The sequence below is a fragment of the Nostoc sp. genome (assembly GCF_036919575.1).
Classification (GTDB): Bacteria; Cyanobacteriota; Cyanobacteriia; order Cyanobacteriales; family Nostocaceae; genus Nostoc.
In genome coordinates, this window is record NZ_JBALBY010000081.1 from 14,775 (window position 1) to 37,568 (window position 22,794).

Annotated in this window: 22 protein-coding genes, 1 tRNA gene and 2 pseudogenes; 12 read left to right on the plus strand and 13 right to left on the minus strand. The window is 41.6% G+C overall.

Going from position 1 to position 22,794, the window contains the following annotated elements; translation table 11 throughout:
• Positions 1-4 precede the first annotated feature (4 nt).
• Positions 5-412, minus strand: coding sequence for a hypothetical protein (locus tag V7K27_RS20860; protein WP_041565838.1), 408 nt, complete (start codon positions 410-412; stop codon positions 5-7).
• A gap of 210 nt (positions 413-622) precedes the next feature.
• Positions 623-694 (minus strand) — tRNA-Gly (locus tag V7K27_RS20865).
• A 133-nt stretch (positions 695-827) separates the two neighbouring features.
• Between V7K27_RS20865 and V7K27_RS20870 the strand changes: the two genes are divergently transcribed.
• Entirely contained in the window at positions 828-992 is a 165-nt protein-coding gene (locus V7K27_RS20870; RefSeq protein ID WP_334949993.1) for a hypothetical protein, read from the plus strand.
• Positions 993-1,032: 40 nt separating this feature from the next.
• Here the strand turns inward: V7K27_RS20870 and ribH are convergent, their stop codons facing one another.
• Both ribH and psbZ read right to left on the minus strand, forming a co-directional pair.
• Entirely contained in the window at positions 1,033-1,611 is a 579-nt protein-coding gene (gene ribH / locus V7K27_RS20875; RefSeq protein ID WP_334761822.1) for a 6,7-dimethyl-8-ribityllumazine synthase, read from the minus strand.
• Between the two features lie 188 nt (positions 1,612-1,799).
• On the minus strand, positions 1,800-1,988 hold the full coding sequence (gene psbZ, locus V7K27_RS20880; protein WP_300415693.1) for a photosystem II reaction center protein PsbZ: 189 nt from the start codon (positions 1,986-1,988) through the stop codon (positions 1,800-1,802).
• Between the two features lie 876 nt (positions 1,989-2,864).
• Here psbZ and V7K27_RS20885 point away from each other — a divergent pair.
• From V7K27_RS20885 to arsS, 5 genes and pseudogenes are all read left to right on the plus strand, one after another.
• A complete protein-coding gene (locus V7K27_RS20885; protein ID WP_334949994.1) occupies positions 2,865-3,152 on the plus strand; it encodes a Mo-dependent nitrogenase C-terminal domain-containing protein in 288 nt (95 codons plus the stop codon).
• Positions 3,153-3,346: 194 nt separating this feature from the next.
• Positions 3,347-3,751 (plus strand): annotated as a pseudogene (locus V7K27_RS20890) (response regulator transcription factor); the annotation flags it as partial.
• Positions 3,752-4,151: 400 nt separating this feature from the next.
• Positions 4,152-5,120, plus strand: coding sequence for an arsenosugar biosynthesis arsenite methyltransferase ArsM (arsM, locus tag V7K27_RS20895; RefSeq protein WP_334949995.1), 969 nt, complete (start codon positions 4,152-4,154; stop codon positions 5,118-5,120).
• Positions 5,121-5,382: 262 nt separating this feature from the next.
• Positions 5,383-6,351: an inorganic phosphate transporter gene (locus V7K27_RS20900; protein WP_334949996.1), complete on the plus strand. Its 969-nt coding sequence runs from the start codon at positions 5,383-5,385 to the stop codon at positions 6,349-6,351.
• Between the two features lie 237 nt (positions 6,352-6,588).
• The gene (arsS, locus tag V7K27_RS20905) at positions 6,589-7,602 is read left to right on the plus strand and encodes an arsenosugar biosynthesis radical SAM (seleno)protein ArsS (RefSeq protein ID WP_334949997.1); all 1,014 of its coding nucleotides are present in this window, start codon (positions 6,589-6,591) and stop codon (positions 7,600-7,602) included.
• Positions 7,603-7,951: 349 nt separating this feature from the next.
• On the opposite strand, the gene V7K27_RS20910 is transcribed toward arsS, so the two are convergent.
• From V7K27_RS20910 to V7K27_RS20925, 4 genes are all read right to left on the minus strand, one after another.
• Complete coding sequence (locus V7K27_RS20910) at positions 7,952-8,503, minus strand: hypothetical protein (protein WP_334949998.1); 552 nt, start codon at positions 8,501-8,503, stop codon at positions 7,952-7,954.
• Between the two features lie 35 nt (positions 8,504-8,538).
• Positions 8,539-9,111 carry a hypothetical protein gene (locus V7K27_RS20915; protein WP_334949999.1) on the minus strand — a complete coding sequence of 191 codons (573 nt, stop codon included), beginning with the start codon at positions 9,109-9,111 and terminating at the stop codon, positions 8,539-8,541.
• 191 nt (positions 9,112-9,302) lie between these two features.
• A complete protein-coding gene (locus V7K27_RS20920) occupies positions 9,303-9,596 on the minus strand; it encodes a type II toxin-antitoxin system RelE family toxin (protein ID WP_334950000.1) in 294 nt (97 codons plus the stop codon).
• Positions 9,586-9,849 (minus strand): type II toxin-antitoxin system Phd/YefM family antitoxin, encoded by a 264-nt coding sequence (locus tag V7K27_RS20925; protein WP_334950001.1) that lies wholly within the window; start codon positions 9,847-9,849, stop codon positions 9,586-9,588. The genes V7K27_RS20920 and V7K27_RS20925 overlap by 11 nt, the downstream gene beginning before the upstream one ends.
• A 183-nt stretch (positions 9,850-10,032) precedes the next feature.
• Here V7K27_RS20925 and V7K27_RS20930 point away from each other — a divergent pair, with 183 nt between their 5' ends.
• From V7K27_RS20930 to V7K27_RS20945, 4 genes are all read left to right on the plus strand, one after another.
• The gene (locus V7K27_RS20930; protein ID WP_334950002.1) at positions 10,033-11,040 is read left to right on the plus strand and encodes a zinc-dependent alcohol dehydrogenase family protein; all 1,008 of its coding nucleotides are present in this window, start codon (positions 10,033-10,035) and stop codon (positions 11,038-11,040) included.
• A 9-nt stretch (positions 11,041-11,049) separates the two neighbouring features.
• Positions 11,050-13,296, plus strand: coding sequence for a pentapeptide repeat-containing protein (locus V7K27_RS20935; protein WP_334950003.1), 2,247 nt, complete (start codon positions 11,050-11,052; stop codon positions 13,294-13,296).
• 232 nt (positions 13,297-13,528) lie between these two features.
• Positions 13,529-14,821 (plus strand): AAA family ATPase, encoded by a 1,293-nt coding sequence (locus V7K27_RS20940; RefSeq protein WP_334950004.1) that lies wholly within the window; start codon positions 13,529-13,531, stop codon positions 14,819-14,821.
• A gap of 334 nt (positions 14,822-15,155) precedes the next feature.
• A complete protein-coding gene (locus tag V7K27_RS20945) occupies positions 15,156-16,037 on the plus strand; it encodes a carbohydrate ABC transporter permease (protein ID WP_334950005.1) in 882 nt (293 codons plus the stop codon).
• 14 nt (positions 16,038-16,051) lie between these two features.
• Here the strand turns inward: V7K27_RS20945 and V7K27_RS20950 are convergent.
• Positions 16,052-16,162, minus strand: a pseudogene (locus V7K27_RS20950) (thermonuclease family protein); the annotation flags it as partial.
• Between the two features lie 243 nt (positions 16,163-16,405).
• Positions 16,406-16,972, minus strand: a complete 567-nt coding sequence (locus V7K27_RS20955; RefSeq protein ID WP_334950006.1) for a thermonuclease family protein — start codon at positions 16,970-16,972, stop codon at positions 16,406-16,408.
• A gap of 178 nt (positions 16,973-17,150) precedes the next feature.
• Here V7K27_RS20955 and V7K27_RS20960 point away from each other — a divergent pair, with 178 nt between their 5' ends.
• Complete coding sequence (locus tag V7K27_RS20960) at positions 17,151-17,498, plus strand: winged helix-turn-helix transcriptional regulator (RefSeq protein WP_334950007.1); 348 nt, start codon at positions 17,151-17,153, stop codon at positions 17,496-17,498.
• 323 nt (positions 17,499-17,821) lie between these two features.
• Here V7K27_RS20960 and V7K27_RS20965 read toward each other — a convergent pair whose 3' ends face one another.
• Genes V7K27_RS20965 through V7K27_RS20975 form a run of 3 tightly spaced genes read right to left on the minus strand, consistent with a single transcriptional unit; the run spans position 17,822 to position 19,514 of the window.
• The gene (locus tag V7K27_RS20965) at positions 17,822-18,217 is read right to left on the minus strand and encodes a salt stress protein, Slr1339 family (protein WP_334950008.1); all 396 of its coding nucleotides are present in this window, start codon (positions 18,215-18,217) and stop codon (positions 17,822-17,824) included.
• A 27-nt stretch (positions 18,218-18,244) separates the two neighbouring features.
• Positions 18,245-18,850 carry a vWA domain-containing protein gene (locus V7K27_RS20970; RefSeq protein ID WP_334950009.1) on the minus strand — a complete coding sequence of 202 codons (606 nt, stop codon included), beginning with the start codon at positions 18,848-18,850 and terminating at the stop codon, positions 18,245-18,247.
• A 58-nt stretch (positions 18,851-18,908) separates the two neighbouring features.
• Entirely contained in the window at positions 18,909-19,514 is a 606-nt protein-coding gene (locus V7K27_RS20975; protein WP_334950010.1) for a vWA domain-containing protein, read from the minus strand.
• 448 nt (positions 19,515-19,962) lie between these two features.
• Between V7K27_RS20975 and V7K27_RS20980 the strand changes: the two genes are divergently transcribed.
• Positions 19,963-22,791, plus strand: a complete 2,829-nt coding sequence (locus tag V7K27_RS20980) for a PAS domain S-box protein (protein WP_334950011.1) — start codon at positions 19,963-19,965, stop codon at positions 22,789-22,791.
• Positions 22,792-22,794: the final 3 nt, after the last annotated feature.

Genomic DNA, 22,794 nt, shown 5'->3' on the forward strand with positions numbered 1-22,794 from the left:
TGAGTTAACGTCTGTAGGTAAGCCAGACCATTAGTGCTGGTAGGATAGCCAACAGCACCGCCACCATTGCCCAAGCAATAATGCTGGAACCATTTGCTAATCGCAGTGCTAATGGTAGCCATATAATCACTAGCACGAAAATAATGCCCAGCGCTATAGGCAGATAGCTTTCTCCCAAGCGGGGATGGACAACATGCCAACTATTTCCCATCCAACGCCAAGCCCGTTTGTAGGGATAGGTGGTAGAAAGCTGTTCTAGGACATGACCATTATCTTCTACGACAAAGATTTGCTGACAGCGATCGCAACCAAATGCTTCTGTCAGCGTAATCGGAATTAACTGACCCCGGCGACGACAGGGACAGGGGTATTCAGCATTGAAATCGATTTTTTCGGGTTTTTGAGATTGCACAAGCGTTCTAATAACTTGAGCGTGTTTTACATGAACTGCGAGAATATAATCCTTTGGTAAATGCCTGATAAGGCTTCTCTCTTTATTTTGCTCGATCTGTCCACATTGGGAGCGGCTCACAGGAGTGTAGCGCAAATCCACGAAGACTTCAACGCACCTTAAAAATACTAAACCCCTTGGAATTTTCAAGTCCAAGAGGTTTTAGTTGGAAGCGGGTAACGCGATTCGAACGCGCGACATTCACCTTGGCAAGGTGACGCTCTACCACTGAGCTATACCCGCAATTGATAACCATATCTTAATATCTCAGATTTATTTGTAATTGTCAACCCCTTAATTTGGTCATTAGTCATTAGTCATTAGTCATTGGTCATTGGTCATTGGTCATTGGTGATTGGTCATTGGTCATTAGTCATTGGTCATTGGTCATTGGTCATTGGTGATTGGTCATTGGTCATTGGTCATTGGTCATTGGTCATTGGTCATTGGTGATTGGTCATTGGTCATTGGTGATTGGTCATTGGTGATTGGTCATTGGTCATTGGTGATTGGTCATTGGTCATTGGTCATTGGTCATTAATGAATAACAAAGGACAATGGACAAATGACTAATGACGAACCTAGCTCAGTTCTTCCGACTCCGCAGTTAAATTGCCGACGCTGGCACTTTGAAATGAGGCAGGCAAAGACTGGCTATTACGAGAATATGGCTCTGCCAGGTTAGAACGCAGTTGCCGCATCAGGCTTGCCATTTCTAGGGCATTCATGGCGTAATCCCAGCCATGATTACCTTTGATACCTGCCCGTTCTAAGGCTTGCTGCATAGTATCTACTGTCAAAATGCCAAAGATTACTGGCACCCCAGTTTGAAAGCTAGCGGCGGCAATGCCTTTAGAAACTTCTGAGGATACATAATCAAAATGGGGTGTTTGCCCTCGAATGACTGCACCTAGACAAATTACCGCATCATAACGATGGGAAAGAGCTAGTTGACGAGCTACTAGAGGTACCTCAAAACTTCCTGGAACCCAAACATAGTCCACCTGATTACCGTGGGGGTTAGGGTCTACACCGTGCCGTTTCAAGCAATCTTGACATCCCTCTAGCAGCTTTCCGGTAACAAGGTCATTAAATCGACCAATCACCACTGCAAACCGCAAAGGCTCCGTTTGGGTAAAAGTTCCCTCGAAAACTGCCATGACTGCCTCTTAATCAAATATAGTTCTGACCAATATACATTTCTTATTTAAATGTAGAAGAGCAGGAAAGCACTGTCATAAAAAGGAAATCAGAAAAAATTTCTCCTTTTTTCCTTTGGTCTTCGACCTTGGCTTTTCTGCCCCTCTAGTTCTTATATTATGTGCCTGCGCCAGAGCGAAGCCGTCGCCTATACGACAAAAAAGTTTAACAAACCAACTAAAAATACCAAACCAATCCAGACGCCGGAACCAACCCAGAGTAGTTTTTTAGATTCAACCCAATTTTGGGGAGTCGCGTAAGCAACGGGAACCCCAACAACCAGGACAAAAGATAATAGAACTAGACCGATCAGAGCAAATTGGAATATTATAGTCATTTTTGCTTCTTCCAATACAGCGAAACAGTGATATATCCTAGAGTGACATACTCCTACACTGACTGCAAGCAGAGAGCGTGTAGGCTTGTCAGTGACTCCCGGTATCCTTATATCTTGCACCCGGCGACTGGAAGTCACGGCTACACGAGGCAAAACCAGCCTGCGCGGGTTGAAAACATTGATTTTGTGTTAGTCCGCGCAGGCGGACTTCGTTTGTATAGCCGCGATTTCTAATCGCTAGGGCTAGGTGCAAGATGTGAGTATCCCGTCGGACAAAAACTCTCGCTTTGCTTATACTGCAAGAGATGCCCCTTTGCACAGTTGAACAAGTACAAAATGTTCAAAACGGCAGTTGCGACACTTGGGGAGACTTCAAGTTCGTTTTTCGTGCAAGCTGGCGTTGCTAAGGGGTTAAGAGACTGACAAATAAAAAAATACTCAACTACTTCTTGTGGGGTGGGCGACACGAGAGCCTTTTGCTACGGGCGCTCATATTACCCACCCCACAAGATTGGATAATTTATTTGTTGTCAGTCCCTAATGTGGATTGTGTCTTACGGTAATACTGCGGCACTGCAATAGTTTGCCCATCAGCAGTAGTTAAAAACTTTTCTAGTCCGACATCTATCCCAGTAGCAGACTGGAACCCCTACGGAAATGCAGTTTGGCACAAAAGATATGTTCGCCTTGACAAATCATCGGGAACTGTAGCACTTGAATGTGTAGTTAACAGTGTGCCTAAAAACTCTTCTATCTCTGTAGAGAACCAAATAATTAGCAATTACTGCATAAAACTATAGAACCGAAGCGTATGTATTTATAGAAGTTCAAATAGAACAAACTGAATCTAGTTAGAAATTATTAAGGTGAACAATTATGACAAGCTTTACTCAAGTCCGCTTACACAATGATCTACTGCACCGAGTCCGCGAGTGGTTGGAAACGATGGAAATTCATAACTCCAAATTTGCTCATTTCCTGTGCAAAGCTATTCCTGCTCAGTGTCCCTTTGAGCGAGATATCACGCTGTTTGGTCGGAAGCTATTTCACATTCCTCCGATGTGTAAATTAAATCCCCTATACGAAGAAGTGGTTGGTTTGCGTTTTAAAGCGCTCTGTTATCTTGCCGATGAATGCGGTGAAGATGTCACAGCCTATTGCTAAAGCGCCAGTTGGATGGTTCTTTGATCAAGCAGCGATCGCTAATTGCAGACTTACGGTTGTTACTTACTCAGGTTTATACTAAGCTAGCGTACACCTAATTAGATGTTTGGCTATTCAGTAGCTGGCACCTCGAAGACAGTGTTTCCAGACCGTATTATTACTTACCGTACCCTGCTGAAATCATTAACATCATCATGACGCACATCTTACTGGTTGAAGATGAAGTCAAACTGGCCCGATTTGTCGAATTGGAATTGAATTATCAAGGCTATCAAGTCAGTATTGCCTACGATGGATTAACTGCACTCACCGCAGCGCGTGAGTTACATCTAGATTTAGTAATTTTAGACTGGATGTTGCCAGGTTTGTCGGGGTTGGAAATTTGCCGCCGCCTGCGAAGTATTGGTGATAAAGTGCCGATAATCTTATTAACCGTCAAAGATGAAGTAAGCGATCGCATTGCAGGTTTAGACGCTGGTGCTGATGATTACCTCGTTAAACCTTTCAGCGTTGATGAATTATTAGCCAGAGTCGGCGCTCACCTGCGAAGAAGCCAGCAAGCAGATGGCGCAGATGTTTTAGAATTTGAAGACCTGAGTTGAAATCGTCAAATTTTTCTGTTTTATAAGAAGAATTCAGAACTCAGGAGTCAGAATTCAGTATGAATTCAGTATGAATTCTGTAGGAGTGGGTAATGAATATTGGTTAAAACCTCGCCCCTGGCCATGCCCTGAGCGTGGCCGAAGGGTGGGCGAAAAAAATTAAAATATTCTCACCTTAAAACTCTATCCCTTTATGGGTAGAGTATTCACAATTGGTGAATTCTGACTCCTGACTCCTGAATTCTGAATTCTGAATTCTGACTCCTGACTCCTGACTCCTGACTCCTGACTCCTGTTTTATGAAGATTTGGCGTTTTTGGCAATCTCAGCAAAAACTTATCCAACTCAGAGTTTTAATGATACTAGGATGCACAAAACTATGATCATCTAAAATGGCATGACCTATCTAGAAACAGCAGCGCAATTCTACCGTGAAGTTGCCCAAACCCCGCAAGTTGGACTTTGTTGTGTGCAAAGTACACCCCTGCAATTACCAGGATTAAAAATTCCTTTGCCAATGCAGGAAATGAACTATGGTTGTGGCACCACTGTTCACCCCACCGAACTAGGAAAGCAACCGACTGTGCTGTATGTCGGTGTTGGTGGCGGCTTAGAAGCGTTGCAATTCGCTTATTTTTCTCGCCGTGCAAGTGCTGTAATTGCCGTTGAACCAGTTGCAGCCATGCGGGAAGCAGCCGCACGTAATCTGGAAATTGCTGCTCAAGAAAATTCCTGGTTTGACACCAGTTTTGTAGAAATCCGCGAAGGCGATGCTTTTAACTTGCGCGTTGCTGATGCTAGCGTCGATATCGTGGCGCAAAATTGTCTTTTCAACATCTTTGAACCAGAAGATTTAACCCGTGCTTTAAAAGAAGCCTATCGGGTATTAAAACCCGGCGGACGCTTGCAGATGAGCGATCCAATTGCTACTCGTCAAATTCCAGCACATCTTCAACAAGATGAACGACTCAGAGCCATGTGTTTATCAGGCGCACTCACATATCAAGAGTATACTGAACGGATTACAAATGCTGGCTTTGGTCAAGTTGAAATTCGCGCCCGTCGTCCTTATCGTCTCCTAGATTCCCAGACTTATAATTTAGAAGAACACCTACTTTTAGAAAGTCTGGATTCTGTCTCTTTTAAAGTTGCTATTGCCGAAGATGGTGCTTGCATTTTCACGGGTAAAACAGCAATTTATGCTGGTTTAGAACCCTTCTTTGACGATTCAGCAGGTCATCTACTTCAGCGAGGTATTCCCGCAGCAGTGTGTGATAAGACTGCTGCTAAACTTGCGGCTATCAAGCCAGCAGAAATAATTGTTACCAATTCAACCTGGCACTATAGCGGTGGTGGTTGCTGTTAATTTCTAAGAAGAATTCAGAACTCAGGAGCGGAGCCGGAGACGCTCCGCCTCCGGTCAGAATTCAGAATTGAATTCTGTACGACTGGGTAATGAATATTGGTTTAAAACCAAGCCGAACTCTGGGCGAAAAAATTAAAATATTCTCGCCTTAAAACTCTATTCCTTTATGGGTAGAGTATTCTGAATTCTGACTCCTGTTTTATTAATTCTGGATTCTGAATTCTGGATTCTGAATTCTGAATACTTCTTCAAAAACCCCAAAATGTTGTTAATTAGTCTATTTATTGCGACGCTTTTTTTAGCATACTCCAATGGTGCAAATGACAACTTTAAAGGTGTAGCAACGCTGTTTGGTAGCCGAACAAGCAGCTATCAAACAGTAATTTTGTGGGCAACTTTTACAACTTTTGCTGGTGCAGTAACTGCGACTTTTTTGGCAAGTACACTACTTAAAAACTTCTCTGGAAAAGGATTAGTGCCTGATGCGATCGCTAACACCCCACAGTTTCATATAGCAGTAGCGATCGCAGCTGGTTTAACTGTGCTTATAGCCAGCCTCATGGGGTTTCCCATTTCCACAACTCACAGTTTAACAGGTGCCATTGTTGGCGCTGGATTAGTTGCGATCGGACTCAAAGTTAATTTTGCAGCTTTGGGAACTTCCTTTATTTTGCCTCTATTACTCAGTCCAATCATTGCTATTTTCTGGGGAGCAGGAATTTACAGCTTATCTAACTATATCAATTCAAAATGGTATCTACCAGTCAATCAGAAAATGATTGATACTTGCCATTTTCTCAGCGCAGGAATTGTCAGTTTTGCTAGAGGATTAAATGACACTCCTAAGATTGTTTCACTCATTCTAATTATTGAGTATTTCTCGATTCAGGGGGGAATGATTACGATAGCGATCGCAATGGCACTTGGCGGTTTACTCAACTCACAAAAAGTTGCTGTCACCATGAGTACAAAAATTACCTCAATGAATCATACTCAAGGCTTATCAGCAAATATAGTCACTGGAATTCTGGTAATTGCAGCTAGTGGGTTTGGGCTTCCAGTTTCCACCACTTATGTTTCAGTTGGTTCTATTTTTGGAGCAGGATTAATTGGTAAAAAAGTCAATATGCGTGTTTTTTCTCAGATACTACTATCGTGGATTTTAACTTTACCAACTGCTGCAATTATTAGTGGAATAACCTATAGATTATTACAAGGTAACAAAATTTGAATATAGCGTTTCCTAATCAGATGAGGTACATCATAGCCCCCTCTGGAAGAGCGGGGAGGGGGTTGGGGGTGGGGTTCAGTACCTACTCAACCGAGAAGCGCTATATAGCAATCCTAAATCAGTTATGAACGAAAAGATCCCCGACTTCTTCAAGAAGTCGGGGATCTGAGCCTGTCAGTGTTTACAAATCAAATAGTATTGCTATATATTTATACCATATTTAAGGAATAGTAACTAATGCAAACTCAACCAAAAAATATACTAGATACAGCAGTCACAGCCTTTAAAAATAAACTCAATTCACCTTTGACAAAAAAGGGAATTACTGTTTTACAAATTAATCTAGGTAAGCGTTGTAACCTTGCTTGTACACACTGTCATGTCGAAGCTAGTCCAAAACGTACAGAAGAACTTTCTCCTGAAATTTGTGAACAATTGATTTCGCTAATTCATAGATTCCCCGAAATTCAAATTGTAGATTTGACTGGTGGCGCACCAGAAATGAATTATGGATTTAAGCCACTGGTAGAAGCAGCAAGAGCAACCAATAAACAAGTGATTGTCCGGTCTAATTTGACCATTTATTTTGAAGATGGATTTGCTGATTTACCAGAATACTTTGCTAAACACCAAGTAAGAATTGTCGCTTCCCTACCCTGCTACCTAGCAGATAATGTTGATAAAATGCGCGGTGCTGGTGTTTTTGATAGTTCAGTCAAAGCTTTGCAGTGGCTTAACGAACTTGGCTATGGTAAAGAGCCAAATTTAACTTTGGACTTGGTATTTAATCCCCAGTTACCCACGGGTGAAAAATTTTCCTTAGCCCCCGAACAGACCAACCTAGAACGAGATTACAAAATGTTCTTGCAAGAACATTTTGATATTGTGTTTAACAACCTCTTCACCATTACCAACCTACCAGTTGGTAGAACCAAAATGCATTTAGAACGGAGAAAACTGCATACCAGCTATTTAGAGTTTTTAGAATCGCATTTTAATCCCAGCACAGTTGAACATTTAATGTGTCGCGATCAACTTTCAATTGACTATCTGGGCAATGTATATGATTGTGACTTTAACCAAATGATGAATTTGCCTGCAAAAAATCGCAATGGCGAAACTTTGACAGTTAGCAAACTGTTAGAAGCTGGCAGTTTAGACCTGATTAGTGAGATACAAACTGCTGCTTATTGCTATGGTTGTACTGCTGGGTGTGGTTCTAGTTGTGGTGGTGCTTTGCTTGAAAGTTAGCTAAAGGAGTGAAGTTAGAAGCGGTCAGATTTTGAACTCATCCTTCAGACTGGCTTGTTTCCACCAAACCTGCACATTCAAAGCTGGTCAACCGATTGGGAATTTTTGACTGACCGGATTTATATGTGAAAGTGCGATCGCTAAAAAAAGTCTGTTACCAAAATTGTTACGAGTGCGTTGTTGTTGGGCAGTTACTTTATGATGATATTTAGTTAAGCTCCTCACACCACACTGAAAGCCGTGAAACATTATGTTTCGCGGTTTTTTCCTTTTTCAAAACTGGACTAGGGGGCGTAGACAGTGAGAGGTTCGCATCTTTCCACCCCTTCTAAAAGAATTATCACTCCTTTCAAAAGCAAATCTCCGCTTTATTCAATTTTTCCTGAAGTTTTTTTCTCACTGCATCGGTAAATTTTAGATCAGATGCCAGACTTTCTAAGCGAATATAGCTTTTACGTTGTCTAAGGTTTATCAGCTTATCGATAGTTGTTAGTCTTACACCTGTACCTTTAAAAGCAACAATAAGTCTATCTTTGTCAGCCTTATTAATATTGATAACAGGAGGTGGCGGTGGCGGTGGTGGCGGTGGTGAAGCTACTTTTTTAGATTCAATAAATTGAATATTTTTAAGCTCTAACTTTCGGTGTAACAGAGATGGGCATGAAGGAGCAATCATAAAAGCTAGATCAGGAGGGTTTGCGCCTAGCTTGAAATTAACATCACTTAACCATTTCTCAAACGTCTGCAAGTGTCCACTCAAAAGCTCATAGTTCTTTGCTTCACCAAAAGCTCTAGCTACAGTTGTACCGTTATGCAACAATTCCACGTAGCAGTCAAATGCATGACCTGATAGCACAGTTGTAGTTGAAACTACCGATAAAGTATATGCAGATTTACTCAAATAACTTGCCCACTTTGTTCGACACTGCGCTTCCACTAACTCGCGGGCATTCCCTTCAAAGACTTGCTCAGGTGCTTCGCTAAAATATCTTTCATGTATTTCCAGTACTGATGATGCGTAGTCCTGACAAAAATAGGGTGATTCTTCCTAAATTTTAGACTAATATCTCGACTGTAAATAGCAACAACGCCACGCAATTCTTGTTGCTTTCTTTCTGCAAAATATAGTTCTTTAAACTTTTCTACGAATGTGTCAAAGTCCATATCTTCTATAAGCACAGAAGAAACATAGTCTTTCAACGATGTCAGCTTAAGGCAATGCAGAAGAGTGTTTAGAACTTTTTGCCCTTTTGAAGAGTCAAATTCGTAGTCTGTAGTTTGTAGATTGGCAACAAGCGCTTTCCTGCCCTCTTCTGTGACTGAAATCCGCCTTCTCTTGGGAGATTCTAGTAAATTTTGCTGGTATAGAGTGTTGCAAATATCACCAGTATTTTTTTTAAGTTCTTTAGACAAATGCTCTTTGACAGTACCTTGAGTTACCGTACCCTCATCTGAGTAGGCAACTGTGTAAAGCAAGTAAAGCATTTGCTCTATGGAGAGTTTAGTCATAAATTCCTCTGACTTTTAAACAATTTTATTTAGACTCCTTTGGTGAACGTGCTAGACACGTTCACCAAAGTAACATATAGTACCCAAAAACAAATACTATTTGTTGCATGGCGTCAGTTCACCGACGAGTAGGTACGCAGAATTCCTTAAATTATTAATCTTGGAGTAAGTTTAGCAAAGTATTTAGTTATTTAAGTCTGCTGTTTGTGTAGTCCCACCCCAACCACTAAAACCACAACTTTATCTAGCTCTACTTTATAAATAATTCTGTAGCGTTGACCCACAGCCCTGAGACTGCGATATCCTTTAAGCTTCTCAACTAGAGGTTTTCCCTGCTTTTCTGGATCTATTTTGAGTTTATCGATGCGATCGCTCAAAGATGTCTGATGACGCTGATCTTTAACACTAGTCAACATTTCTAAAGCTAGCGGTGTCAGTTCAATTTCATACTCTATATTTGGGGGTTGCGGTGTCTCAGAGTCCAAGTTGGGCTTTTACTTCCTTCCACTTAATGGTTTCTCCTCGTTCTCCCTGGTCTATACTCTCGCGTAACTGATGGGCAAACTCCCGATCAGATAAGATTGCTAGGGTTTCCAATAGAGATTCAAATTGCTCAAAACTAAGTGCTGCCATCACGGGCTTACCATGCCTGGTGATGATCACTGGCTCATCTTTCAACTCATCCGGCAAATCTAACAATTGTCGTCGAGCTTCCGTTATGCTTAGATATTTTGGCATCTAGATAAGTGTACATTTAAATGTACGTTTATTATAGCGTTGGCGCGATGTCTACGATCGCCACTGAGCTTTGTCGAAGTGCGGGCTACGCCTACGCAGTTTTCCCTAAAACATAGCTTTATATCCACCCTCTTGCGCTAAAGTTGCTAATAAACGTGCATCTAAAGCCAGGAGGAAAGAGTTGTGAAAGCAGTCTTAATGACAGCAGCTGGCAGTCCCGAAGTTTTGCAAGAACAGGAAGTGCCAAACCCTGCTGTTCCTGTAGGTAATACTGAACTTTTAGTGCGTTTAGTGGCGGCTGGCATTAATCCCATTGACACTAAACTTCGTAGCGGAGGCACTTTCTACCGCGATCGCTTGCCGACAATTTTAGGATGTGATGGCGCCGGTATTGTCGAAGCGGTGGGTGCTGGCGTTCAGCGTTTTCGCTCAGGCGATGAAGTATATTTTTGCTATGGTGGCTTGGGCGCACACCAAGGAAATTATGCTGAATATACCGTTGTAGATGAGCGGTTTGTGGCACGTAAACCCGCGTCTATCTCCTTTGCCGAAGCAGCAGCAGCACCTTTGGTGTTAATCACCGCCTGGGAAGCTTTATATGAACGGGGACGATTGGAACCTGGAGAACGGGTTTTGATTCATGCGGGTGCTGGTGGTGTCGGTCATGTAGCAATTCAATTGGCGAAACTCAAAGGTGCTACTGTTTCCACCACAGTCAGTTCTGAGGAAAAAGCTAATTTCGTCAAACAACTCGGTGCAGACCATGTAATTTTTTACAAACAAACAGACTTTGTGCAAGCGGTATTAGATTGGACTGGCGGCGAAGGCGTAGACTTGGCTTTTGACACCATAGGCGGCGAAACCTTTCACAAAAGCTTCCCCGCAGTGCGAGTATATGGCGATATTGTGACGATTCTCGAACCAGAAGCCAATACTGTTTGGAAAACTGCTAGAGTACGTAATCTCCGCATTGGTTTTGAATTAATGCTGACACCAGCGTTGCTAGGATTAGAAGAGAGCCTCCAGCATCATGCAGAAATTCTCGAACAATGTGCCACCTGGATCGATGAAGGCAAGTTAAAAATCCACGTTAGTCACAAGTTTCCCTTGAAAGAAGCGGCTAAAGCCCACCAATTAATTGAAAGCGGGACTGTGACGGGTAAAATTGTTCTGCTGATTAGCGACGAATGATCGAACAATTTGCATAAATTATTTTTTAAACCCATAGGCACGCAGAAGTTACACAGAGGGGTTTCTCTGCGCTCCTCTGCGCTTCCCTTTGCGTTCCTTTGCGTTTTTTTAATTCTTCTCCTCCCCCTACCTGCTTGGGCAGCACAGGCACAACCAGAACGCACACCCTTAACTCTAGAATTATTACAAGAACGACTACACACACCGATGCTCCGCGAAGGCAATTTAACTGTAGATTTGCAGAAGATGGTGATTGATTTGCGCCCAGAAAACGCCAGCTTTCGTGATACTTTTTACCAACTGCTGCGAAAAGAACTAGGTACAAAACCTCTGGGTTTAGACCTCAGCTATGCTTTGATTCTGGGGGATTTTGTGGGCAGCGATTTAAGTTTAAGAACACCCTTGTACGCTCAAGCCATTCCTCCCATTTTCACCACCACTGAACAAGAAGAACTAGAACGTTTGCGCTTCATTTGCTTGCAGTCACTCACGATGTCTACGATGAGCTACGCCTACGCTTTACCCAACTCCAAAGATTGTCGATCGCTATTGGGAACACAGTCAACCCCATCCAGTGAAATCGCCGTCTTTCGTGGTGCATTGATACTGGTGCAAACTCGCTTCAATGGCGAAGTGAAGTTCCCCAATACGTTCTTTCTTCAGTCTGTGGATGCCCAAGGTGCAACTTTTCTCCAACCCACTAACTGGACTGAAACCAGATTCGGTCGTTCTGTTAGTTTCACCAGTGCTAACTTCCGCCAACAAAGCAATTTTCAAGGTAGTATTTTTTTTGAAAAAGCTAATTTTAAACAAACTAAATTTCAGGAATTTGCTGATTTTAAAGGTAGCATCTTTGAAAAAACTGCCAACTTCAACCAAGCAACTTTTAAGCAGTTGGCTAAATTCAATAGTGTGCAGTGGCAAGAAAATGCTGATTTTTCTGATGTGCGCTTTGCCAATCAAGTACAGTTTACTAAAGCGAATTTTAATCAGTTCCTCCTTTTTAGAGAAGTGACTTTTGAGCAAGCTGTGAGCTTCCGGGAAGCGGAGTTTAACCAATTCGTAAATCTGCAAGGTGCGAACATTCTTAACCAAGCAGATTTTAGCGATGCGATATTTGCTCCAGAGGCTTGTTTAAGCGTACCTGATTTAACTTTTAATTCCAACCAAGCAAAAATTTTAGGTAATCCCGGTGAGATTGGTAAGATGTTCTGCATCCCAACATTGCAAGGTAATCAAAACATCTTGCGGAATTTGGGGCAAAATTTTCGTCAGCAACAGCAAGTTGCCGATGCTAATGAACTGGAATACACAAAACAACGACTACGATTAATAGAGTTTGGGCATCGTCTGACGGCTACAAATATTAATAGTGCAACTGTTGCAAGTTTGATTAACCTCGGTTTTTCTGCACCTCAAGCCAAAGCGATCGCCCAGCGTCGTCTAATAAAACCATTTCGCAACACCAGTGAGTTACTCACCTTAGCAGACATCGATTTAGAAAAATATACCCAATTCAGCGATCGCTTAATTGTAGGTAAACCACTTTCTATCGGTGAATGGTTACTGCAAGCTTGGAGTTGGTTGGCATTAAGTGTATTGCTGTTGTTGAGTGGCTATGGTACGAATTTCTGGTTAGTGTTTGGCGTGGGAGGGTTAGCGATCGCTTATTTCGGCTTACTATTTTGGCTAGTGGATCCCTATCGTCGGCTGCATCCGATACCAATTATTCCCACATCCTACGAAACCATTTCGATATTAGTCAGTTTTAGCGTTTTAGAATTCTTCAGCTTACTAGCGATCTTTCGCAATGCTCAACAACCTTGGCTGACATTGGGGTGTATTTTCATAATTATTGTCCCCATCCCAATGGCTTTATTGATCCGACTTTACCAACAAGGACGTTATCACGATTTAATGGACGTTTCTTACTTCACAGAAGACGGCACCTTTCGCCAGTTACGATTATTGATTGGACGTTTACCAGTCATACCAAGGAATCAGACATTTCGGGAACGATATATGCCCTTGTTGGGCGATCGCCGTTGGAACTGGCTCAACTACTATGATTTTAGCCTCAACAATCTAGTTAAATTAGGATTTAATGACATCCGCCTCCGAGATGAACATTTACCAGGTATCATCTCTGCACTAGCTTGGTATCAATGGAGTTTGGGTGTAATTTACATCACGTTAGTTTTGTGGACACTTTCCCGCACAATTCCAGGATTAAATTTACTGATATATCTAAAGTAATTTTCTTGTAGATAAACCTTTGCTTCACTTTTAGATATCTAGTGTCAGTTTTTGCAACAAAACCGCCAATCGTCCGGTGCAGGTGTTTATTATGCCGCATACCTTAATAACAGTACATATGTATGTATAAAAATAGTCTTATACTTTAGCATCTTCAACCAATTATTGCTACTCTTAAAACAGTAAATTATGATTTATTCACAGATTTCTGTCTTCAGCCTAAACTTGATCTATGCTTATTGAATTTAGTGTCGGCAACTACAGATCGTTTAAAGAGCAAGTCACCTTTAGTATGGTGGCAGCTAACCTTGTCGCAAAAGACAAAAAGCTCGACGAAAGCAACGTTTTTGAAATAGATAATTATTTAAAACTACTTAAAAGCGCCGCAATATACGGTGCAAATGCTAGTGGTAAAACTAACCTGTCTACAGCTTTAAAATTCATGAGATGGTTCATGATTAATTCTTCTAAAGAGACTCAAAGTACCGAAAAAATAGATGTTGAGCGATTTAAACTCAGCACTGAAACTGAAGAAAAACCATCTTTTTTTGAAATAGTATTTTTGATGAATGGTAAGAGATATAGATATGGATTCGAGGCAACTCGTGACAAAGTTATCTCTGAATGGTTATTTTATGTCCCTAAATTAAAAGAAACTAAACTTTTTGAGCGCAAACTGGACAAGATTAGTGTATCTAAAACATATAAAGCTGATGGTATTCAGCAGAAAACAAGACATAATGCCCTCTTCTTATCTGTATCTGCTCAATTTAATGTCCAAATTGCAGAGAAAATCTTGGATTGGCTGACAAATAGAGTCAAACTTGTCTCTGGTTTAGATGATAGAGGCTATCGAGGATACACAGTTAATTGTTTAATAAATAATAAAAATAAAGATGAAATTCTTCAGTTACTCAAAAAATTAGATTTGGGATTTGGTGATGTCAAGGTAGAAGAAAGTGAAGTTACTTTTGATTCTTTACTTGCTAAAATGCCAGATGAAATCAAGAATTTTATTATAACAAATCTGGATCGTGAAAATAAAATAATATCAATTAAAACCATGCACCGGAAATTTAATGGCGAAGGAAATCCTGTATCTACAGAGATATTTGATTTAAATGAGCAAGAGTCTGAAGGAACTCAAAAAGTCTTTGCTTTGGCAGTACCTCTTGTTGATACACTGAAAAACGGTAAAGTCCTAATTATTGATGAATTTGATGCTAGAATTCATCCTTTAATCAGTCGTGCAATTGTGGAATTATTTAATTCCAACGAAACGAATCCCAATAATGCTCAGTTAATATTCATGACTCACGATACCAATTTGCTTAACAATAAGCTTTTTCGTAGGGATCAGATTTGGTTTACTGAAAAGAATAGATATGGTACAACAGATTTGTACTCTCTAGCAGAATACAATGTAAGTAACGATGCCTCATTTGAGAGTGATTATATTCAAGGTAGATATGGCGCAATTCCATATATCGGAAATTTGAATTATTTAATCGACTCTCATGCCTAAAAGAAAGGTAAACTCTCGCGGATATCTATTGCTATTAGAAATGCTGAAAATCTTCTTAAACAATATGATCCTCACATTCCAGCCAAAGACAATCCATCAACAACAGTGCATTTATTAGTACAGGAACTCAACAAGTTTATTCAGTCAACAGAATGAGTCTCCACAGACAGTAAGCGGTAAACCGCCCTTGCTGGTAGAAAATTATTGATGACACGCTCAATGCTTTGCAGCATTGGTATACAGCTTACTTAAGCGATCGCTAATGCTGGGAGAAACTAAGCTAAGGGTAGAATCAAGGCGGAGGGTAATAACAGCTAAGAAGGAAAATTTATAGATGCCAAAAATATATACTAAGTCGTGGTTGGATAATGATACAGTAGCTGCTGGGATTTTTCTCACACCAGCACTAATTTTACTGGGCGTTTTTATCATTTGGCCGATCGCCTATTTGTTTTACCTCAGCTTCACTGCTGGTAGTTTCACATTAAAAGGTACTTATTGGATAGGCTTAAAAAACTATTGGCGCTTGCTACTCAACCCCGACTTCTGGCAAGTTCTGGGTAACACCTTTTATTTTACAGTTGCTACGATCATTCCCAGTTTAGTTATCTCCTTGGGATTGGCAGTGCTATTAAACCGCTCCATTCCCTTGCGGGGCATTCTGCGAAGTGCCTATTTTCTCCCTTCAATTATCTCACTTGTGGCAGCCGGTTTGGGATTTCGCTGGCTGTTTCAAACATCAGGGCCAGTTAACGGACTTTTAGATTTTTTTGGCATTCCAGCCATACCTTGGCTAGGAGACACATTTTGGGCAATGCCAGTAATTATTTTAATGAGCATTTGGAAACAACTGGGTTTCAATATGGTGGTTTTTTTAGCAGGGTTGCAAGCAATTCCTCCCAGTCGTTATGAAGCAGCAGATTTGGATGGAGCAAATGCTTGGCAACAATTTTGGTATATTACTCTGCCTGGATTGCGCCCGACTGTGATCTTTGCAATCATCACTACCGCGATTTTTACATTGCGGAGTTTTGAGCAAGTTTATGTGATAACGGGCGGTGGCCCTCTGAATTCGACTAATTTGCTAGTTTATTATATTTACCAAGAGGCTTTTGCTCAGTTTGATTTTGGTTATGCAGCCGCCGCCGCGACGGTGTTACTAGCTGTGACGCTGGTACTAGTGTATTTGCAACTGCAAACTTGGGGAGAGGAGTAGAGGTTTTTAAGTTTCTACTTCTTATATAAGCTGCGATATTCCCAAGGATTCACAAATTTAGCATCACTCCAAACACCAAGCCGTTGTTCCTTTGCCTCAGCTTCGGCTTGTTGAACTAAGTCTTTTTCCTCGTTCCCATACTCAGTATGGGAATGCATTCATTGAGTCTCTGACTCAATATTTAACTGGAGGCAGAGCCTCTAATCAGGCATTCCCAGTCGGAGACTGGGAACGAGATACGAGATAAATGACGAAAGTTACCCTCTACATTCGACTTGTGTGTAGACCGTAGGCTCTTCGGGAGGGGAAACAAAGCATAGCTTTGGCTCTTTGGGGTTCTTATTTGTGATTTATGCAAGAGGTCTTTTCTACTTCTTATATAAGCTGCGATATTCCCAAGGATTCACAAATTTAGCATCACTCCAAACACCAAGCCGTTGTTCCTTCGCCTCAGCTTCGGCTTGTTGAACTAAGTCTTTACTAGGACACTTATTTAAATAGGGACGATACACTTTTGCTAAACCTTCTTGTAACAATACCTGTTGCACAAAAGTGCCATTTTTTAAACGGACTTCGGCAATTTTGCGTCCATAGCGATCGCTATCTGTGATATTCAAAGTCACGCGATCGCCTCCTTGTTGGACTAGTTCTTGTACCCGTTCTCGTGCTTTCACACCCCAAGTAAATTGATTGCGATCGCTAATGCGTTTACTCTGCTTTTCTTTGTTAGTATGAGCTATTTCTGGCGCATCTACACAAGCAAAACGCACGCTAAAATTTTTGCCGTTGGTATCTTTGACTACTAAAGTATCACCATCACTCACTCGCTCAACCGCGTCTCCAGAAGTACCGACAAAGCGATCGCAGCTTATCAAACCCAAAATTATGATAGTTGCACAAAGCCAAAATCGCACTGGTTTAGTTAATTTCTCCATCCAAACTTACCTGCATTACCTCTGTGGGATGATACTAGCAAAATACAAAGATATTTTTGTTAAAAGTAAACCATTTTTAAGTAATTGAGGTTTTTCAGGATTCCGAAAACAAGCAATAATTAGATAACTAACGGTACTACCCAGCAAACTTGAGTCAGGGTCTTCCTACAAAAAAACTATGAAAGCTGAAGCAGAAAACCATCGCAGGCTGACTTGTGAAGTAGAAACTACCCTAAAGGTGATTGGCGGACGCTGGAAAGTTTTGATTATTAGAGAATTAATGACTGGCGTCAAACGGTTTGGTGAGTTGCAACGGGCTTTACCTGGAGTTACGCAAAAGATGCTGACTCAGCAACTCAGAGAAATGGAGGAAGACGGCATTATTCATCGAGAAGTTTATCCCCAAATTCCGCCCAAGGTGGAATATTCACTAACGCCTTTAGGAGAGACTTTGCAACCAATTCTCTATGCTATGCATGAATGGGCTGTGCAAAATTTCGCTCGAACAAATCACCATCAATATTGACCATATAGCAATCATATTTGATTTGTTCTCCACCGATAGGCTCAGATCCCCGACTTCTTTAAGAAGTCGGGGATCTTTTTATTCGTAACTCATTTAGGATTGCTAGAAGCAATAAATAATAATTGCTAACTTCAAATTTTAGCTAGCAGATTTTTCTGAATTACGAATTATATCATGTCCGGTAGCATACCCATAATAAAAGAACCCCACCCCCAACCCCTCCCCGCTCTTCGGGAGGGGAGCTAAAGCGCAGCTTTGGCTCTTTGGGGTTCCGGGTATTATGCTTAATTACCCGGACATGATATTACGAATTACGAATTATTTTAATCATTGTTTCTTAAATATTCAATTGCTGCCTCTAATTTTGAGGAGTAACTTTCAGCAAACCTTTCAAACCAAAGTCCTTCAGACGAAAGTGGATCTACTTTGGCTAACCATTTTTTTGCCTGCACTTTCAAAACCTCTAGTTGTTTGGCTTTGAGTTGTTCTTGTCGAATCCTTTCCTGTTCTAATTCTTGCTGTCTTTTTAACTCAATAGCAGCATCCTGTTCTGCAAAATCAGCCTGAACTTCTGCCAAAAGGTTATCCATAAAAGATGCCGACTTGGGCGATGGTGGGATAAAAGATTTGGCTGTGGCTGATTTTGACTGCTGCTGTTCTGGTTGTACTTCTTTGTATTCAGTTTGGAGTTGAGCTAACAGCTTATCAATGGAATCCATTTTTGCAATTCCTAATAAATGGTATAGCTAGTCATTAATGGCATTGAGTAGCACTTCCGATAAACTCAAATCTTCCATATCTTCCATAGTAATTGTGTCACAGATATCAAACTTAGCACCAGCACTTTGGAGTTCATCGTCTAAGACTTTTAGAAAGCGGGTAGCTTGCGGATCTGTACCAACTTGAATGAAGGAAATAGCTAGTTCTTCATCTCGATCTATACGGCGAGAAGCTTCAATAATCACCTTCATTACTGCTTTGCGATCGTCCGGTTCCCCATCAGTAACCACTAAAATCGTTTCACCATTTGGCTTTGTTTGTCCGGCTGCTTTGCGTTGTAAATAATCATCAGTTGCGTGTTTTAACACACCTGCTAAGTCAGTTGTACCAGAGGGATCATTTTCTCGGAAAATTTGCCCTACTATACTGGATGTCACATTTTCATATCGCTTAAATTTACCAGAGAATACATAAATAGTGATGCCATCGGGGTCAAATTGCTCACACTTACTAGCTAAAGCTAAAGTAGATTCTTGGGCTGCAACCCATCTACTTCTACCACCCTTTTGATCTTGGGTGGCCATGCTGCCGCTTTTGTCGATAATCAAGGTATAATCACGATTTTCTAGCATTATTCAATTCTCCAGTTATTAATAGTAAAGAGTTACTGGACTATGGGTGATCAACACATTAGTCAGTTATGGCGTTGCTCAATACATCTACAAGGCTCATTTCTTCTAAATCGTCTAAAGTGACGGTATCGCAAATATCAAATTTAGCGCCGACACTTTGCAACTGGTCATCCAAAGCTTTGAGGAACTTAGTTGCTTGGGCATCTGAACCTACTTGAATGATCGAAATTCCTAATTCTTCATCACGTTCCATCTGGCGAGTCGCATGAATGATGACTTCAAACACAGCTTTGCGATCGTCTGGTTCACCATCGGTGATCACTAAAATTGTCTCACCGTTTGGCTTCGCTTTACCGGCTGCTTTGCGTTGAAAGTAGTTATTAAGTGCATCCTGAAGTACACCTGCTAAATTTGTTGTCCCAGCAGGGTCATTTTCGAGAAATATCTGTGCGACTTTGGCTGAGGTGACATCATCGTAGCGTTTAAATCTACCGGCAAACACGTAAACTGTAATGCCATCGGGGTCAAACTGTTCGGCCTTTCTTGCCAAAGCGAGAGTAGACTCTTGGGCTATCTCCCATCTACTTTTACCACCCACTTGGTCGGGTGTGGACATACTACCGCTTTTGTCAATGATTAATGTATAGTCGCGATCGCTCATCATAATATTCCTCTGATTGTTACCCTGTGGTTCTAGTCTAATCTACGGATTTAACGATACCGCAGGCATTTTAAGGTTTTGTATCAATTAGGCTACTCAAAAAAGCCGCGCCACAGTTGATGAATGCGACACCGAACAGCCCGCCGCAGGCATCGCTAGTGCGTCTTTGTTCCCGCAGAGAACAAAGTCTTTCTAGTCTCCAATCCTCAATCCCCTGGAAACACCAAAAGTTAGAGATTGGTTTGGTTGTTGCATCCGTATTCAGTTTGGGAATAATAAATACTACTCATGCTGATACACACGGCGCTAAATAAACGTGAGTTCGACAAACCTCTCCCTGTCTTGAACTTTCGTTCAAGTCTGTCCCTCTCCGAGTCGGAGAGGGACGGTTTTGCGTAGTAAAACCAGGGAGAGGTTTCTTTATTGCTCAATTTTAGAGATAAATTCGGGTATGAACCATCCTAGATTCTTAGATAATCCCGCGCCAAAACAAAACACGCAGCAGCAAAACTTCTCCTTGGCGTTTCTGCATCAGATGATTAATGGCATATCTGACCCAATTTTTGTCAAAGACCGTCAACATCGCTGGGTATTACTTAACGATACCTATTGTGATTTCGTCGGTCATAGCCGAGAAGAATTAATTGGCAAGTCAGACGATGATTTTTTTCCTCAAGCAGAAGCTGATGTATTCCGGCAAAAAGATGAACTAGTTTTCACCGCAAATATTACTACTGAGAACCAGGATCTTTTTACCGATGCTCAGGGTATAAGCCATCTCATTTCTACAAAAAAGTCTTGCTTTGAGGATGAGACTGGTAATAAATTTCTGGTAGGTAGTATTCGAGACATCATTTTACAGAATGAAGCAGCGAAAGTTCTGCGCCAACAAAACGAAGAATTAGCGATCGCTCCTGAAATGGCTGAATGCGACATCAGCCATCGGCAAGCTGCACTGCGCGATGTCTACGACGAGCTTCGCTTACGCCAGCAAGCAGAGTCAGACCTACAGCGTACTAATGCTTTACTGCAAGCTCAACAAGAAGCTGCGATCGACGGAATTCTGATTATTGATGAAAATCGCACAATTATATCATTTAATCAGAAATTCTCCCAGTTATGGCAAATTCCTGCGGCACTGCTCGAAACACGCGACGGTCGCCAACCCCTGGGATGGGTACTAGACCAACTAATCAATCCAGACGAATTTCTAGCTAAGGTGGAGTATCTTTATCAGCATCCAGAGGAAAGCAGCCGTGATGAAATTTTCCTAAAATCTGGAAAGATTTTTGACCGCTATTCTGCACCCGTGCGTAAACAGCAAGGAGCTTCTGGTGAGACATCACCTTTAGGAGAGTATTACGGTAGAATTTGGTATTATCGTGACATTACCGAATATAAGCAAGCAGAGGCAGAACTCAGGGCTTCACAGCAAAGATTGACGTTGCTGATTGAACAAACACCTTTAGCCATTATTGAATGGAATACCAAGTTTGAGATTCAGACATGGAATCGGGCAGCAGAAAGAATCTTTGGATACACCACAGAGGAAATGCTGGGGAATCTTTTTGAGATTATAGTACCTGAAAACGTTAGAAAGCAGGTAAATGAGATTATCACCGCCCTGTTAACCCAAAGTGGAGGAAGTTTTAGTGTCAACGAGAACGTCACTAAAGATGGTAGGACAATGGTCTGTGAGTGGTATAACAACCCGTTAGTGGCTCCTGATGGCCAAGTGATTGGCGTTGCCTCAATGGTGTTAGACATCACAGAACGCAAACGAGCTGAAGAGGAACAGCAAAAATTTGTAGCCTTGATTGAAAACAGCAGCGACTTTATTGGCATTGCTTCAATGGAAGGGCAAATTCTCCATGTGAATCCTGCCGGACTCAAGATGGTGGGACTTACTAGCCTGGAAGCAGCCAAAACCAAATTGTTGGTTGATTTTCATTCACCCGAAGCTTTTGCAGAGTTGATGGATGAAATTACTCCTTTGATGTCTCAACATGGTTTCTGGCAAGGTGAGTTTCGCCATAGACATTTTCAAACGGGCATAGAAATTCCCACTGATTGCAGCCTGTTTTTGGTTAAACACCCTGAAACAGGAGAGCCTTTTTGTCGGGTAGCTGTTGCTAGGGACATTACAGAACGTAAACAAGCCAAGGAAGCCCTACTAAAGTCAGAAGCGCAACTACGACAACAAGCTCAAGAACTTAAAGAAACACTCCGCGAACTTCAACACACCCAGACTCACTTAATTCAAAGTGAAAAGATGTCCAGCTTGGGTCAACTAGTCGCAGGAGTGGCACACGAAATCAACAACCCGGTGAATTTTATCTATGGCAACCTCAGCCCTGCTAAGGAATACACCCAAGATTTACTTTCACTTTTGCAACTCTACCAAAATCATTATCCCCAAGCTGTTCCAGAAATTGAGGATTTTGCAGAACTAATTGAACTGGACTTTTTGAAGTCTGACTTGCCACAAACAATCAACTCAATGAAAGTTGGGGCAGACCGCATTCGGGAGATTGTGCTTTCCTTGCGAACTTTTTCGCGCTTGGATGAAGCCGAAATGAAAGCTGTTGATATCCATCAGGGAATTGACAGCACTCTGATGATTTTGCAAAGCCGCTTCAAAGCTAATGACCAGCGCCCGACAATTGAAATAATCAAAGAATACGGCAAACTACCACTGGTTGAATGTTACGCTGGGCAGCTAAACCAAGTATTCATGAATATTTTGTCAAATGCGATCGATGCTTTAGAAGAGGGAGTGGGGAGAAATCAATTCAAAATTCAAAATTCAAAATTCAAAATTGAAGAAAAAGACTGGGGGGATGAGGGAGATGAGGGAGATGAGGGAGATGAGGGAGATGAGGGAGATGAGGGAGATGAGGGAGATGAGGGAGATGAGGGGAATAACCAATGCCCAATGCCCAATGCCCAATGCCCCATGCCCAATTCTTCGGCAACGCTCAGTACAAATTCTCAATGCCCAATTTCGACAATTCGCATTTGCACCCAACTACAAGAGCCAAATCAGGTAACAATTAGGATTGCCGACAATGGATTGGGAATACCAGAAGATGTTATAAAACAACTATTTGACCCCTTCTTTACCACCAAACCCATCGGCAAAGGTACGGGGATGGGACTTGCCATCAGCTACCAAATCATTACAGAAAGACATGGCGGTTCTTTAGAATGTATTTCGCAACCGGGACAAGGCGCTGAGTTTGTGATTAACATTCCCCTAATTCAGAATACGTCAACATAATTC